Annotated in this window: 10 protein-coding genes; 2 read left to right on the plus strand and 8 right to left on the minus strand. The window is 69.9% G+C overall.

The window, feature by feature from the left end:
* Positions 1-62 precede the first annotated feature (62 nt).
* Both C882_RS13550 and glpQ read right to left on the minus strand, forming a co-directional pair.
* Positions 63-1,394 carry a DUF4142 domain-containing protein gene (locus C882_RS13550; protein WP_009541188.1) on the minus strand — a complete coding sequence of 444 codons (1,332 nt, stop codon included), beginning with the start codon at positions 1,392-1,394 and terminating at the stop codon, positions 63-65.
* A 278-nt stretch (positions 1,395-1,672) separates the two neighbouring features.
* Positions 1,673-2,692 (minus strand): glycerophosphodiester phosphodiesterase, encoded by a 1,020-nt coding sequence (gene glpQ / locus C882_RS13555; protein ID WP_236262688.1) that lies wholly within the window; start codon positions 2,690-2,692, stop codon positions 1,673-1,675.
* 175 nt (positions 2,693-2,867) lie between these two features.
* Here glpQ and C882_RS13560 point away from each other — a divergent pair, with 175 nt between their 5' ends.
* Entirely contained in the window at positions 2,868-4,127 is a 1,260-nt protein-coding gene (locus C882_RS13560; RefSeq protein ID WP_009541190.1) for an allantoate amidohydrolase, read from the plus strand.
* On the plus strand, positions 4,124-5,374 hold the full coding sequence (locus C882_RS13565) for a M20/M25/M40 family metallo-hydrolase (RefSeq protein WP_009541191.1): 1,251 nt from the start codon (positions 4,124-4,126) through the stop codon (positions 5,372-5,374). Before C882_RS13560 ends, C882_RS13565 begins: the two co-directional genes overlap by 4 nt.
* A 44-nt stretch (positions 5,375-5,418) precedes the next feature.
* Here C882_RS13565 and rpe read toward each other — a convergent pair whose 3' ends face one another.
* The 6 genes from rpe to C882_RS13595 form a co-directional block, all read right to left on the minus strand.
* Positions 5,419-6,066, minus strand: a complete 648-nt coding sequence (rpe, locus tag C882_RS13570; RefSeq protein ID WP_009541192.1) for a ribulose-phosphate 3-epimerase — start codon at positions 6,064-6,066, stop codon at positions 5,419-5,421.
* Between the two features lie 264 nt (positions 6,067-6,330).
* Positions 6,331-7,419 carry a class II fructose-bisphosphate aldolase gene (gene fba / locus C882_RS13575; RefSeq protein ID WP_009541193.1) on the minus strand — a complete coding sequence of 363 codons (1,089 nt, stop codon included), beginning with the start codon at positions 7,417-7,419 and terminating at the stop codon, positions 6,331-6,333.
* An 82-nt stretch (positions 7,420-7,501) separates the two neighbouring features.
* Positions 7,502-9,505 (minus strand): transketolase, encoded by a 2,004-nt coding sequence (tkt, locus tag C882_RS13580; RefSeq protein WP_009541194.1) that lies wholly within the window; start codon positions 9,503-9,505, stop codon positions 7,502-7,504.
* Between the two features lie 75 nt (positions 9,506-9,580).
* Entirely contained in the window at positions 9,581-10,555 is a 975-nt protein-coding gene (locus C882_RS13585; protein ID WP_009541195.1) for a phosphoribulokinase, read from the minus strand.
* Positions 10,552-11,562 (minus strand): fructose-bisphosphatase class II, encoded by a 1,011-nt coding sequence (locus C882_RS13590; RefSeq protein ID WP_009541196.1) that lies wholly within the window; start codon positions 11,560-11,562, stop codon positions 10,552-10,554. Before C882_RS13590 ends, C882_RS13585 begins: the two co-directional genes overlap by 4 nt.
* Positions 11,563-11,746: 184 nt before the next feature.
* Positions 11,747-13,696, minus strand: a complete 1,950-nt coding sequence (locus C882_RS13595) for a M1 family metallopeptidase (protein ID WP_009541197.1) — start codon at positions 13,694-13,696, stop codon at positions 11,747-11,749.
* Positions 13,697-13,737 lie beyond the last annotated feature (41 nt).

The following is a 13,737-nucleotide window of genomic DNA, read 5'->3' on the forward strand; positions in this document are numbered from 1 at the left end:
GGCCCGCCGGAGCACCTCCGGCGGGCCGTCCCAGCACCCCGTGCGGGTATGCGCTGCGGGGTTTACTGCGCCTCGTACTCGGGCATCTCCGCGATCTGCGCATCGGTCATGTTGACCATCAGGCGGTCCTGCTGCATCTGGAGCTTGTCCATCTCGATGGCGATTTCTTTCTCGCCGATGCCCAGGAAGCCGCCCTGGTCGATGACCACGCGCTCGGCATTGCCCTGCGGGTCCATCAGAACCTCGGAGACCTCGCCGATCTCCTCGTTGTTCTGGCCGTAGACGGACATGCCGATGATGCCTTCCAGGTTGGGCAGGCTGGCGGTCTGTTCGGTATCGGTCACCGCCTGCTCGGTGGTCTGCATGGCCTGTTCGCCGGCCTGCTCCATCTCCTGGCCGGCCTGCTCGGCGGTCTGTTCGATCTCCTGGCCGGCCTGCTCCATCTCCTGCTCGGCCTCGCCCATGGCGGTCTGCTGCTGGTCCTGCTGACGCTGCTGCTGATCGCCCTGAGCCTGCTGCTGCTCGATCTCGGTGGTGTCGCGCTCGACCATGCGCACGTCTGCGTCCTCGGCCTGATCCACCGTGACCTTGGGCTCGGCCTGCTCGACCGTCACGTCGGGCTTGGGCTGGTTGACGGTGACCTCGGGCTTGGGCGTCTCGACCTTCACCTTGGGCTCGGGGTCGATGACGGTGACGTCCGGGCTCGGCTGGTCGACGCCGACCTTGGGCTGCGCCTGCTCGACGATCACGTCGGCGCCTTCAGCCTCGGCGGTCTGCTGACCCTGCTGCTGCTGACCCTGCTGCTGACCCTGGCCGCCCGCCTGCGCCATGGCGCCGATCTGCTGGCTGATCTGCTGAGCCTTCTGCAGATGCTGCTCCAGCGTCGAAACGGTGTCCTGGGCGTAGGACTTCAGCTCCTGGTTCTGAAGCTGCTCGGCATTCTTCTTATACAGGTCCACGGCCTTCTGGTGCTCGTCGACCATGGCCTGCATGTAGGCCTTGTCGAACTCCTGGCCCTGCTTCTGCTTCATCTGATCGACCATCTGCTGCTTGTCCTGCGGCAGCTGGGTCGGGGCCTGGATGCCCAGGTTCTCGATGATGGGATTGAGCTTCTTGTTCGCAGCGCCATGGTCCTGGACCATCTGCTGGCCGAAGTCCTTCACCTGCTGGTTCTGCGCCTGCTGCTGGGCCGCCTCGCCCAGGGCGATCTCAAGCCGGTTGCCGACATAGGCGTCCTCGGCGAACTTCTTGGCCTGCTGGGCCACCTGGCCCTGCTGCTGGCCCTGCTGCTGGGCCTGCTGCTGTTGCTGCTGCTCGGCGCCCTGCTGCTGGGCCATGGCCGGCATGGCAACGAACAGGGCGGCAATGGCAGTCGCGGTCGCGAAATGACGCATGGTGGTGTTCTCCTTGGACGGTTGACCGCCACCGCTGCGCCCGTCCGTCAAGGGAAAGGGGCGCCGGCGGTGGCTCCGTGCTGAAGAAACGTCACACGCAATAGTCGGTTCACAGTATCGGAAGTCTTGGTCATATTTTTATTTTTGTCGCGAAAAACTAAAGACGTGCCTTTCACGCTGTTTACATGAAGTAATGAGAGTTACATTTTGCGGCGCGGAAACATCTTTTTGTCTGTTCTAGCTTTGCGGAAAACTCTGTGCCGGCACCCCTCGGGGCGTCACTCCGTATCCGGCAAGGCCTCCAGCGCGGCGCGGGTGCGGCCGGGGAAGTCGGTGAACAGCCCGTCTACGCCCGCCTCCAGCACCAGCAGCCGGACCAGCGCAGCCAGGTCCGGCACCCCCGGCGGCAGGCGGTCGGCGCGGAGGGTGTAGGCGTGCACCACCAGCCCGGCGGCGTGGGCGTCTGCGACCAGCGGCGTCACGCCGGCGCCCGTCGCCACATGCCGGATCCACGGGCCAATGCCGTCGGCGACCTGCGCCACCTCGGCCAGTCCCGCGGGCGTGCGGAGGTGGTCGAAGTCGGTGCCTGGCGCAATCCCCCACCGGTTCTCTCCGATCAACTGCACAAGCCGCCCCTGCCACCCGAGGTCCCGCCTGAGCCGATTGAGCTCCTGGAAATCGAAGGTCTGGAGGAAGACGGGATCGCCATCGTCGGCATATCCATGATCGCGGAGCACCGCCAGCGTGGCGGCGGAGACGTCCAGCCCCTCCGCCCGATGGAACGCCGGCGCCTTGATCTCGGGGTAGACGCAGGTGGTCCGCCCCGTCGCCGCATCCATGCCCTGGATGAGCTGCAACTCCTCCGCCAGGGTCGGCACGAAGAACCGCGCCTGCCCCACCGGAAACCGGCCGGGAAAGGCCGCCGCGCCGGTTTCAAGGTCGCGCCGCTCGGTCACGGACAGGCGGCGCACCTCCGCCAGGGTGAAGTCGGCGGCGTAGTACCGGCCGTCGTCGCGCGCGCGGTCGGGGAAAACGGCCGCCACGTCCGTCGTCGTGTCCAGGTGGATGTCGTGCAGGACGATCGGCACCCCATCGGCGGTCAGCACCACGTCCTGCTCTATGCAATCCGCCCCCAGCGCATGGGCGGCGGCCTTGGCCGCCAGCGTGTGCTCCGGCAGCATACCAGAGGCCCCGCGATGGGCGATCACCAGGGCCTCGGCCGCCAAAGCGCCTGCCGCCGGCACAGCCGCCAGAGCGGCGGCCAGGGCCAGCCGCGCCATTCTCAGTCTGATCCCCACGCGTCATCCTCCGGTGATTGCGCTCCAAGAATGGCCGCGCGGGCCGGCCGGCACAAGCCGCGCCTCCTGCCGAAGATTTGTGCAGGACCACGAACCAACCGCCCCTTGCCCATCAGAGCGGCAACGGCTACGGTTGTCGGCAATTGTCGACAATCTGGCTCAGGATCGTCACCACATGACCGCCGCCCCTTCGGCCGAGACCATCCTCGCGCGCTGCGATGCCCTCGCCGCCCATACGGAGGAACCGGGCCGCCTGACCCGCACCTTCCTCACCCCCGTCCACGCGGCGGCGGCGGCCGAGGTGCGCCGCTGGATGGAGGCCGCCGGCATGACCGTCCGCATGGACGGCATGGCGAACCTCATCGGCCGCTACGAGGGCAAAGAGCCGGACGCTCCGGCGGTGCTCATCGGCAGCCACCTGGACACCGTGCGCGACGCCGGGCGGTACGACGGCATGCTGGGCGTGCTGCTGGGCATCGATGCCGTGGCACGGCTCAACGCCGCCGGCCGCCGCCTGCCCTTCGCGGTGGAGGTGGTGGGCTTCGGCGACGAGGAAGGCGTGCGCTTCGCCCGCACCCTGCTGGGCAGCCGGGCCCTGGCCGGCACGCTGGACGCCGCCGCGCTGGACGCCGCCGATACTGACGGCACCACGCTTGCCCAGGCGCTGGAGGCTTTCGGGCTGGCGCCTGATGCATGGCGCGCCGCCGCGCTCGACCCCGCGCGGGTGCGGGCCTACCTGGAGGTTCACATCGAGCAGGGGCCGGTGCTGGAGCACCTCAGCCTGCCGGTGGGGGTGGTCACCGCCATCGCCGGGGCCACCCGCCTTGCCTTCGCCCTGGGCGGCGAGGCCGGACACGCCGGCACCGTGCCCATGGAAGCCCGGCGCGACGCTCTGGCCGGCGCCGCCGAGGCCGTGCTGGCGGTGGAGACGGTGGCGCAGGAACACGGCGTGGTGGCTACCGTCGGCGCGCTGGAGGTTGCGCCCGGCGCGGTGAACGTGGTGCCCGGCCGGGTGCGCTTCACCGTCGACCTGCGGGCCGCCGAGGACGCCGCCCGCGAGAGCGCCCTGGAGGACCTGCGCGGACGGCTTCAGATGATCGCCGCCCGGCGCGGCCTGACGCTGGCCGCCGAGACCCTGCACGAGAACGCCGCCTGTCCGTGTTCCCCGTCCCTGACCGACCTGCTGGCCGAGGCGGTGGAGGATCAGGGCCTGCCCGCCCACCGCCTGATGAGCGGCGCCGGTCACGACGCCATGGCCATGGCGGACCTGTGCGACGTCGCCATGCTGTTCGTGCGCTGCGCCGGCGGGGTTTCCCACAATCCGGCGGAAAGCGTAACCGCCGAAGACGTGGCCGTGGCCGCCGACGTGCTGTCCGACGCCCTTGTCCTGCTGGCCGAGCGGCCGCCCTTCCATCTTCAGGAGCCTCGCCCATGACCGACACCGCCGCCCGCCGCGCCGCCCTGACCCGCGCCGTGGACGACCTGCATGCCGAGCAGACCCGGTTCCTGGCGGAGCTGGTCAAGGTGCCCTCCGACAACCCGCCGGGCGACTGCCTGCCCCACGCCGAGCGTGCCGCCGAACTGCTGGAGGCCATGGGCTTCACGGTGGAGCGCCACGCCGTGCCCGACGACCTGGTGAAGGCCAACGGCATGATCCGCGCAACCAACCTGGTGGTGCGCAAGCGGTTCGGCGGCGACGGCGATGGCGGGCCGGTGATCGCCCTCAACGCCCACGGCGACGTGGTGGCGCCGGGCGACGGCTGGACCCGCGACCCCTACGGTGCGGCGGTGGAGAACGGCGTCATGTACGGGCGCGGCGTCGCCGTCTCCAAATCCGACTTCGCCACCTACGCCTACGCCCTGAAGGCGCTGGAGCAGACGGGCGCGGAGGGCTTGCGCGGCACGGTGGAACTGCACCTGACCTACGACGAGGAGGCGGGCGGCGCCATCGGTCCCAAGTGGCTGCTGGACGAGGGAATCTCCCGGCCCGACTATGCCGTGTCGGCCGGTTTCTCCTATCAGGTGGTCACCGCCCACAACGGCTGCCTGCACCTGGAAGTGACGGTGCGCGGCCGCTCCGCCCATGCCGCCCAGCCGGACTCGGGCGTCGATGCCATGGAGGCGGCGACGGGCATTCTGTCGGCCCTCTATGCCGGGCGGGCGCGGCTGGCGGAGCGCAAGAGCGCGGTGCCGGGCATCGGGTCGCCGACGCTGGTGGTGGGGCTGATCTCGGGCGGCATCAACACCAACGTGGTGCCCGACAAGGTGACCCTGCGCATCGATCGCCGCATGATCCCCGAGGAAACGGCCGAGGCGGCGCAGGGCGAGATCGAGTCGCTGATCCGCGAGGCGGCGGAAGTGTTCCCAGAGGTGTCGGTGGACGTGCGCCGCATCATGCTGGCCGAGCCGTTCGGCCCGGTGCAGGGCTCCGACCGGCTGGCCGTCGCGTTTGCCGAGGCGGCGACGGCGGCCTTCGGCACGGCGATCGGCACCACCGGCATTCCGCTGTACACCGATGCCCGCCATTACGCGGCGGCGGGGGTGCCGACCGTCCTCTACGGCGCCGGCCCGCGAACGCTGCTGGACGCCAATGCGCACCGCGCCGACGAGAAGCTGGTGCTGGATGATCTGAAGCGCGCCACGGTGGCGGTGGCCGATGCGCTGGCGGTGCTGCTGGGATAAAGCAGATGCCGGGATGAAGGGGCGCGTCGGCGCCCCGTTCTTCCTTACCCCCGCAGGGCGGCGATGTTCGGCGCGTAGGCGTCGGGGCCGCCCTTGAACACCGCCGAGCCCGCCACCAGCGCGGTGGCGCCGGCCGCGACGCAGCGCTTGGCCGTCTCGGGGTTCACGCCGCCGTCGACTTCCAGTTCGATGGGGCGGTCGCCGATCATCTGCTTGATGCGGCGGATCTTCTCCACCTGGCTCTCGATGAAGGACTGGCCGCCGAAGCCCGGGTTGACGCTCATGACCAGCACCAGGTCCAGGCGGTCGAGCACGTACTCCAGGCAGCTTTCATGGGTGCCCGGGTTCAGCGACACGCCGGCCTTCTTGCCATGGCTGCGGATCAGTTGCAGCGTGCGGTCCAGATGAACGCCGGCCTCGGCGTGCACCGTGATGTAGTCGGCGCCGGCCTTGGCGAAGGCTTCGATGTAGGGGTCCACCGGATCGATCATCAGGTGGACGTCGAACACCTTCTCCGAGTGCGGGCGCAGGGCCTTCACGACGTCGGGGCCGATGGTGATGTTGGGGACGAAGTGGCCGTCCATGACGTCCACATGGACCCAGTCGGCCCCGGCGGCGTCGATGGCGCGAACCTCCTCGCCCAGCTTGGCGAAGTCGGCGGACAGGATGGACGGGGCGATCTTCACGGACATGGCGGGGGCTCTGTGCTCTGGGGGAGGTTATTTTTAACCACCAAGACACAAAGACACCAAGAGACCGGGTGAACGCGCGTCATCGGCAAAAGCGCGCGCGGCAGGAGCGCGGCTTCGCCGCAATCTCTCCCTTTGCCGGGCACTGATGCGCGGCGCCACCGCCAGCACATCCTCTTGGTGTCTTGGTGCCTTGGTGGTTCAACACCAAATAAACACCGCCCACCCCGAAGCACGAACTCCGAGGCGGGCGGGCAACAACGGACGTTACTCGGCGGCGGCCGGAGCACCGGCCTTGACCTTCGGGTCCAGGTCGCCAGCGGCGTAGCGCTTGGCCATCTCGGACAGCGGGATCGCCTTGATCTTGCTGGCCATGCCGGCGGCACCGAAAGCCTCGTAGCGGTCCTCGCAGACCTTCTGCATGGCGTCCATGGCCGGCTTCAGGTACTTGCGCGGGTCGAACTCGGCCGGCTTTTCCTGGAACACCTTGCGGATGGTGCCGGTGATCGCCATGCGGCAGTCGGTGTCGATGTTGACCTTGCGCACACCGTACTTGATGCCCTCGACCACCTCTTCGACCGGCACGCCGTAGGTCTGCGGCATGGCACCGCCGTGGGCGTTGATCAGGTCCTGCAGGTCCTGCGGAACGGCCGAGGAGCCGTGCATCACCAGGTGGGTGTCCGGCAGGCGCTCGTGGATCTTGCGCACCGTGTCCATGGCCAGGATGTCGCCGGTGGGCTTGCGGGTGAACTTGTAGGCGCCGTGGCTGGTGCCGATGGCGACGGCCAGCGCGTCCACCTTCGTGCGGGCGACGAAATCGGCGGCCTGCTCGGGGTCGGTCAGCAGGGCCTCGCGGTCGAGCTTGCCCTCGAAGCCGTGGCCGTCTTCCTTCTCGCCGGAGCCGGTCTCCAGCGAGCCCAGGCAGCCCAGCTCGCCCTCGACGGAGACGCCGACCATGTGGGCCATCTCGGCCACCTTGCGCGAAACGTCGACGTTGTATTCATAAGACGCCGGCGTTTTGGCGTCTTCCTCAAGCGAGCCGTCCATCATCACCGAGGTGAAGTTGGCCGAGATCGCCGACAGGCAGGTCGCGGCGCTGTTGCCGTGATCCTGGTGCATGCAGACGGGGATGTCGGGGTACATCTCGGCGACGGCCAGGATCATGTGCTTGATCATGATGTCGCCGGCATAGCCGCGGGCGCCACGGCTGGCCTGCAGGATCACCGGCGCGTCCACCTTCTTGGCGGCGTTCATGATCGCCAGCACCTGCTCCATGTTGTTCACGTTGAAGGCCGGCATGCCGTAGCTGTGCTCGGCGGCGTGGTCGAGAAGCTGGCGCAGGGAAATGAGGGCCATGATTTCTTTCTCCCGATAAATCACCTAACGAGTAAAGCACCACGGCCGCCCCCGGGGTCCCGGAGGCGGCCGTGAAAGCGGATCAGCGCTTCAGCCGGGCGGTGACCACGTCGGCGACGGCCTCCGCGGTGATGCCGAAGAACTGATAGAGCTGATCGGCCGGGCCGCTGGCGCCGAACTGGCGCATGCCGATGACCGCGCCCTCGTCACCCACGTACTTCTCCCAGCCATAGGTGGACAGGGCTTCGATGGCGACGCGGAAGACGCCCTTGCCCAGCACCTGCTGGCGGTAGTCGGTGGGCTGCTGGTCGAACAGCTCCTGGCAGGGCATGGAGACGACGGCGGCCTTGATGCCGACGTTGTTCAGCATGACCTGCGCCGTCAGCGCCAACTGCACCTCCGAGCCGGTGGCGATGATGGTGCAGTCGCGCGTGCCGTCCTCGGGCTCGCTGAGGACGTAGCCGCCGCGCGCGCACAGGTTTTCAGCCGTGTACTGGCGGATGGTCGGCAGGTTCTGGCGCGACAGGGCCAGCACGCTCGGCTGATCGTCGGTGTGCAGGGCGATCTGCCAGCACTCCGCGGTCTCGATGGCGTCGGCCGGGCGCATGACCAGCACGTTGGGCATGGCGCGCAGGGATGCCAGGTGCTCGACCGGCTGGTGGGTCGGACCGTCCTCGCCGAGGCCGATGGAGTCGTGGGTCATCACGTAGACGACGCGCTGGTTCATGATCGCCGACATGCGCAGGGCCGGGCGCAGGTAGTCGGTGAAGACCAGGAAGGTGCCGCCGTAGGGGATGAAGCCGCCGTGCAGGGCCAGGCCGTTCATCATGGCGGCCATGCCGTGCTCGCGCACGCCCCAGTAGACATAGTTGCCGGCGTAGTGGCCGGCCTCGACGCCGCTCATCTGCTTGGTGTTGGTGAGGTTGGAGCCCGTCAGGTCGGCGGAGCCGCCGACGATCTGCGGCAGGGCCGGCACGATGTGCTCCAGGCACTGCTGGCTGGCCTTGCGGGTGGCGACCTTCACCTGGTCCTCGGCGCACTTCTTCTTGTAGTCGTCCAGGCCGCGCTCCCAGCCCTTGGGCAGCTTGCCGGCGACGAAATCGAAGAAGGCCTCGCGCTTGTCGGCGGGCTCGGCGTCCACCGTCTGCTCCCAGGCGCGGCGGGCGGCGGTGCCGCGTTCGGCGGCGGCGCGCCAGGCGTTCAGCACGTCGTCGGGCACCTCGAAGGGCGCGTGCGGCCAGTCGAGCGCCTCGCGGGTGGCGTTGATCTCGGCCTCGCCCAGCGGCGCGCCGTGGGTCTTGGCGGTGCCGGCCAGCGACGGCGCGCCATAGCCGATGACGGTGCGGCAGGCGATCAGGCTCGGGCGCGGGTCGCTCTTGGCCTTTTCGATGGCGGCGGCGACGGCGTCCGGGTCATGGCCGTCGACGGCCTGGGTGTGCCAGTGCGCGGCCTCGAAGCGCTTGAGCTGGTCCTCGCTGGTAGCCTTGGAGGTCTCGCCGTCGATGGTGATCTGGTTGTCGTCCCAGAACACCACCAGCTTGCCCAGCTTCTGGTGGCCGGCAAACGAGACGACTTCCTGGCTGATGCCCTCCATGAGGCAGCCGTCGCCGGCGATGACCCAGGTGTAGTGGTCGACCAGGTCGGAGCCGAAGCGGGCGTTCATCATGCGCTCGCCCAGCGCCATGCCGACGGCGTTGGCGATGCCCTGGCCCAGCGGACCGGTGGTGGTTTCGGCGAAGTCGACGTGGCCGTATTCCGGGTGGCCCGCGGTGCGGGCGCCCAGCTGGCGGAAGTTCTGGATCTGCTCGATGTCCACGTCCTTGTAGCCCAGCAGGTAGGCCAGGGAGTAGAGCAGCATGGAACCGTGACCGGCCGACAGCACGAAACGGTCGCGGTCCGGCCAGCGCGGCGCGGTGGGGTCGACCTTGGCGAAGCGGGTGAACAGAACGGCCGCGACGTCGGCCATGCCCATGGGCATGCCGGGGTGGCCGCTGTTCGCCTTCTGCACGGCGTCCATGGACAGGAAGCGAATGGCGTTGGCCATCTTCCGGATGTCGACGGGGCTCTTGGTGGCGGTATCGGTCATTCTCTCACTTTCCGTGGTGCGGTGCAGGTCGGCGCGATGTGCTGAAACGACGGGTCGGTGCCTGGGTCGGATGGCTCAGATGGCATAGTGACCCATGGCGGCCTTGACCAGGTGGTAGGTAATCATCAACTGCGACAGCGCCAGCGGGTGGCTCATCTTGGCGCGGTGCTCGCGGTCGTCCATGTACTGGCCCAGGTTGGCGCGCAGGTGGCTGGCCTCCGGAATCAGGTTCCACAACAGGTCCTCGATCGCCTTGGCCCGCTTGTCATCCAGATCGCCGGAGATTTCAAGTTCGTCGACGGGCTTGCCGTCGATATCCCGCGCCAGCGTCAGGGACACCTTGTCCTTGGAGCCCTCCAGGATGGGCGAAAGATCGGGGTGCGGCAACGTCGGGCGCAGGGTGTGGCGGACGTTGAGGTGCGGCCCCGTCTCGTCGAACCGACCCTCGGGGCGGACGAACTTCACCACCATGTCGGCGAACGTGCGCTGCGGCAGGATATAAAGGTCGCTGTCCGACGCCCGGGTCTGCAGCGATTCGCGCACCTCGGACTCGTCATAGCCGCGCTGGCTGGTGTCGCGGTCGATCTTCCAGCGCACGCGCAGGTCCTCTTCCGGCTCCAGGTAGACCTTGACGTCATAGCAGTCGCGCATGGCCCGCGTGGTGTAGCCGTGCAGGCCCTCCACGATGACGTAATCCCCCGGCCGCACGTACTCCGGCGCCTTCAGGCTGCCGTCGGAATGGTCGTAGACGGGCTTGAGGATGGGCTGCCCCTGGCGCAGCAGGCGCAGGTGCTGCTCCATGATGTCCATGTGGTTGGCGCGCGGGTCCAGCGCCGACAGGCCCAGCGCCTTGCGCTCGGCGCGGTCGTGGCGGTGGTAGTCGTCCAGCGAGATGACCGTGACCCGCTCGGCCCCCAGAATCTGCGCCACACCGGCGGCGAAGGTGGACTTGCCGGCCGCGCTGTCGCCGACGATGCCCAGGATGATGGGCCGGTCGAGCACCGCGGCCGACTGCGTCATGCCGGGAAAGGGCACGGCCGTCGCGCTCATCGCCCCGCCCCCGGATTGCGCACCCACGATGTCAGCACCTGCCGTCCGGGCAGGCCGCCGCCCACCAGCAGGGTTTGCAGGCACAGGCCTTCCGGCGTTTCCGCCGGTCCGTTGAGCAGCAGCCCGTCGGCGATGCCGGTGGCGCAGAAATGCAGGGAATGCGCCGGGGCGGCCACCATGTCGTCCAGGCTCATCCACCGCTCGGTGTCCATGCCGGCGGCGGCGACGGCCATGCGCTCGGTGTTGAGCTGCGGGTTGATGCGGCCGTGGAAGGACCCGCCCAGGGCCTTGACGGCGCAGGCGGTGATGACGCCTTCGGGTGTGCCGCCGGTGCCCATCATGGCATCGACGCCCGACCCCGGAATGGCCGCCATCAGCGCGCCCGCCACATCACCGGCGGCGTGCAGGGCGACTCGGGCGCCGGTCGCCTGAATGGCCTCCACCAGACGGCGGTGGCGCGGCTTTTCCTGAACGTAGACGACCAGATCGCGCACGGGCTTGTCCAGGGCCTCGGCCAGGCAGCGCAGGCGCTCGGCCACGGGCGCGGCCGGGTCGATGCGTCCCACCACGGCGGGCGGACCGGCCATCTTTTCCATGTAGAAGGCGGGGCCGGGGCGGAACAGGCTGCCGGCGGGCGCCAGCGCCAGCACGGACAGGGCATTGTTCAGCCCGCCCTGGGCCAGATAGGACGTCCCCTCCACGGGATCGACGGCGATATCGAAGGCGTCCGCCGCATCCGCCTGGCCGAGCACGAGGCCCGGCGGCAGGACGGGGCCCGCGACATCGGCCTCGTCGCCCACCACCAGCGTGCCGTTCAGCGCCAGCGTGCCGAGCGCCCGGCGCATGGCCTCGGCGCTTGCGCGGGCGGCGCCGGGGCGGTCGCCCTCGGCCAGCCATGCGCGCGCGGCCACGGCCGCCGCCTCGGTGGCGGCGCGCAGGGCGTAGGTGAACGCACTTCGGAATGGCGGCGGATCGGCCGGAGCCGCCGCCGAGGAGCCATGATACATCGTCGGTTCCCTGTCCCCGCGCCGCCCTGGCATGCGGCGCGGGCGATGGTCCGCCGGTCGCTGACCCTACCCGGCAGAGTGGTCGCGCGCACGCGCGGGAAGTCGGTCGGGACTTAGCCCCCGACGCCCCCGAATGCAACACCTAAATCCGCGACCGGGCCATGCATCCGGGTGGGGCGGCGGGCTACAGCCGCCGCGCCAGGGCATTCTCGGCGCCCGGCTTCCACACACCCTTGGCGATGGCGTCCCCGCCCCGGAAGGCGAGCCAGCTCTCGCGGCCGTAGTGCGGCAGCGGACGGACCAGCGCCGCCAGGGACTCGGCATCGCGCACCGCCACCACCAGCGTCGGAAAGGGGGTCTCGCGGGCCGACCAGACGACGGCCGATGCGTCCTCGGGCACGTCCGGCGGGGCGGCGATGCCCAGCCGATCGGCCACCGCGTGCGGCGCCCCCTGTGCGACGACCAGGGCCGGGCGGTCGCGGTCCCAGTCCTCCGCCAGGTCCACCGACCGCGCGCCCAGCATGCGGGCGGCGAGCGTGGCGGCTGTCTCTTCCGCAGCCTCCGGCAGGGCTCGGACTACCACCTGCGCGTCCGGGGCCAGGCTGACGTCGCGCAGCGTGGCCGTGCGCTCGCCTTCGGCCAGGTGGCGGAACAGGTGATGGTCGGGATCGACCCGCACTGCCCGGACCGCGGCCTCCGTGTCCAGCACGACCGTCCGCCGCCGGGCCGACAGGGGCACAAGATGCTGCTCCGTCCCCGCCGCCGTCTCGACCGCCACCGGCACGCGCAGGGCATAGGGTTCGCCGCCCTGCGCCAGGGTGACGCGCACACCGCCGTCCACGGCCTCCGCCGCCTCCAGGGCCAGTGTGGGCGCGCCGGTGCGGGCCAGCCACTGGTCGAAAAAGGCCGACAGGTCCATGTCCGACGCCGCCTCGAACGCCTCGCGGAAGTCGCTCCAGCCCGCCGTGCCGCCGCGGTGGTCGGCGTAGACGGCAGCGACGCCGTCGCGGAAGGCCTCGTCCCCGATGCGGCGCTCCAGCATGTGAAAGACGAAGGCGCCCTTGCCATAGCCGGTCACCTGGTCGCGGGCGTGCAGCTTGCCGCGGAAGGCGGTCAGCGGCTTATCTTCTCCGGCCGGCAGGGCGGCGTAGTCGCGCAGCCAGTCCCGGCGCATCGCATCCTGGCGGGCGGGGTCGGCCAGGGCGTAATCGGCCATGTAGGTGGTCAGCCCCTCGGCCCAGTTGCCGCTGCCCGGCGCCACACACACGGCATTGCCCCACCACACGTGCAGCACCTCGTGCGGCAGGGACTGGGCGCGCATGAACGGCAGATGCAGGATGCGCCGGGAAACATAGGTCATGCCGGGATAGCCGAGCCCCACCGGATGCGGCGCCGACACCACGGCGAAACCGTCGTAGGGGTAAGGCCCGATGACGTCGGCATAATGGTCGATGTGCCGCGCCACGTCGTCCAGGTAGGCACCGGCCAGCCGGCCGGGCACGTCGTTGTGGAAGTAGGTGCGCAGGCGGATGCCCTCGTGCATGCGCTCCGTCACGCCGTAGGGGCCGGCGAACAGGGTCGGCGGCTCCCCGGCATAGGCGCGGAAGGTGGTGCGCATGCCCCCGTCGGGCGTTTCCTCCTCCGCCACCAGGGCGCCGGTCATGGCAGCACGCTGGCCGGGCGGGAGGGTCACGGTGACCTCCAGCCGGTCGGCGTCGGTGGCCTGCGGGAACCAGGCATAGCCGCCCGGCAGCCAGCTTCCCTCCGGCGCCAGGCCGGGAGGCTCCGGGGCGGCCAGCGTGCCGGCATAGGTAATCGCCGCCGCCTCCGCCCCCGCCGGCACGGGCAGGCGCAGCGTCTCGCCGTCGCGCCGCACCTCGACGGGCTCGCCGCCGACCGTCGCGGCCTCGACCGCCAGACCCTCGCCCAGCCTCAGGGTCAGGGGGCCGGTGTGGCCGGGCGGCAGAGTCAGGCGATCGGTGCCCTTCAGCAGGCCGGTGGTCGGATCCAGGCTGAGGGTCAGGTCGTGGGCCACCTGGGCCAGGGCGGCGCCGGCCGGCGCGCAGACCAGCGCCAGCAGCAGGACCAGCAGCAGCGGCAGGCGCGGCGACGGCGACAACGGGCGGCGGATCATGGGAGACCTCCTTGCGGACATGCGCCCATCCTGCCAGCCCG

Source organism: Caenispirillum salinarum AK4, assembly GCF_000315795.1.
Classification (GTDB): domain Bacteria; phylum Pseudomonadota; class Alphaproteobacteria; order Rhodospirillales; family Rhodospirillaceae; genus Caenispirillum; species Caenispirillum salinarum.

Bases quoted from the DNA above. Each gene is read 5' to 3' on its own strand.
- C882_RS13550 (WP_009541188.1), bottom strand. From the start codon at position 1,394: ATGCGTCATTTCGCGACCGCGACTGCCATTGCCGCCCTGTTCGTTGCC.
- C882_RS13560 (WP_009541190.1), top strand. From the start codon at position 2,868: ATGACCGCCGCCCCTTCGGCCGAGACCATCCTCGCGCGCTGCGATGCC.
- C882_RS13565 (WP_009541191.1), top strand. From the start codon at position 4,124: ATGACCGACACCGCCGCCCGCCGCGCCGCCCTGACCCGCGCCGTGGAC.
- rpe (WP_009541192.1), bottom strand. From the start codon at position 6,066: ATGTCCGTGAAGATCGCCCCGTCCATCCTGTCCGCCGACTTCGCCAAG.
- fba (WP_009541193.1), bottom strand. From the start codon at position 7,419: ATGGCCCTCATTTCCCTGCGCCAGCTTCTCGACCACGCCGCCGAGCAC.
- tkt (WP_009541194.1), bottom strand. From the start codon at position 9,505: ATGACCGATACCGCCACCAAGAGCCCCGTCGACATCCGGAAGATGGCC.
- C882_RS13585 (WP_009541195.1), bottom strand. From the start codon at position 10,555: ATGAGCGCGACGGCCGTGCCCTTTCCCGGCATGACGCAGTCGGCCGCG.
- C882_RS13590 (WP_009541196.1), bottom strand. From the start codon at position 11,562: ATGTATCATGGCTCCTCGGCGGCGGCTCCGGCCGATCCGCCGCCATTC.
- C882_RS13595 (WP_009541197.1), bottom strand. From the start codon at position 13,696: ATGATCCGCCGCCCGTTGTCGCCGTCGCCGCGCCTGCCGCTGCTGCTG.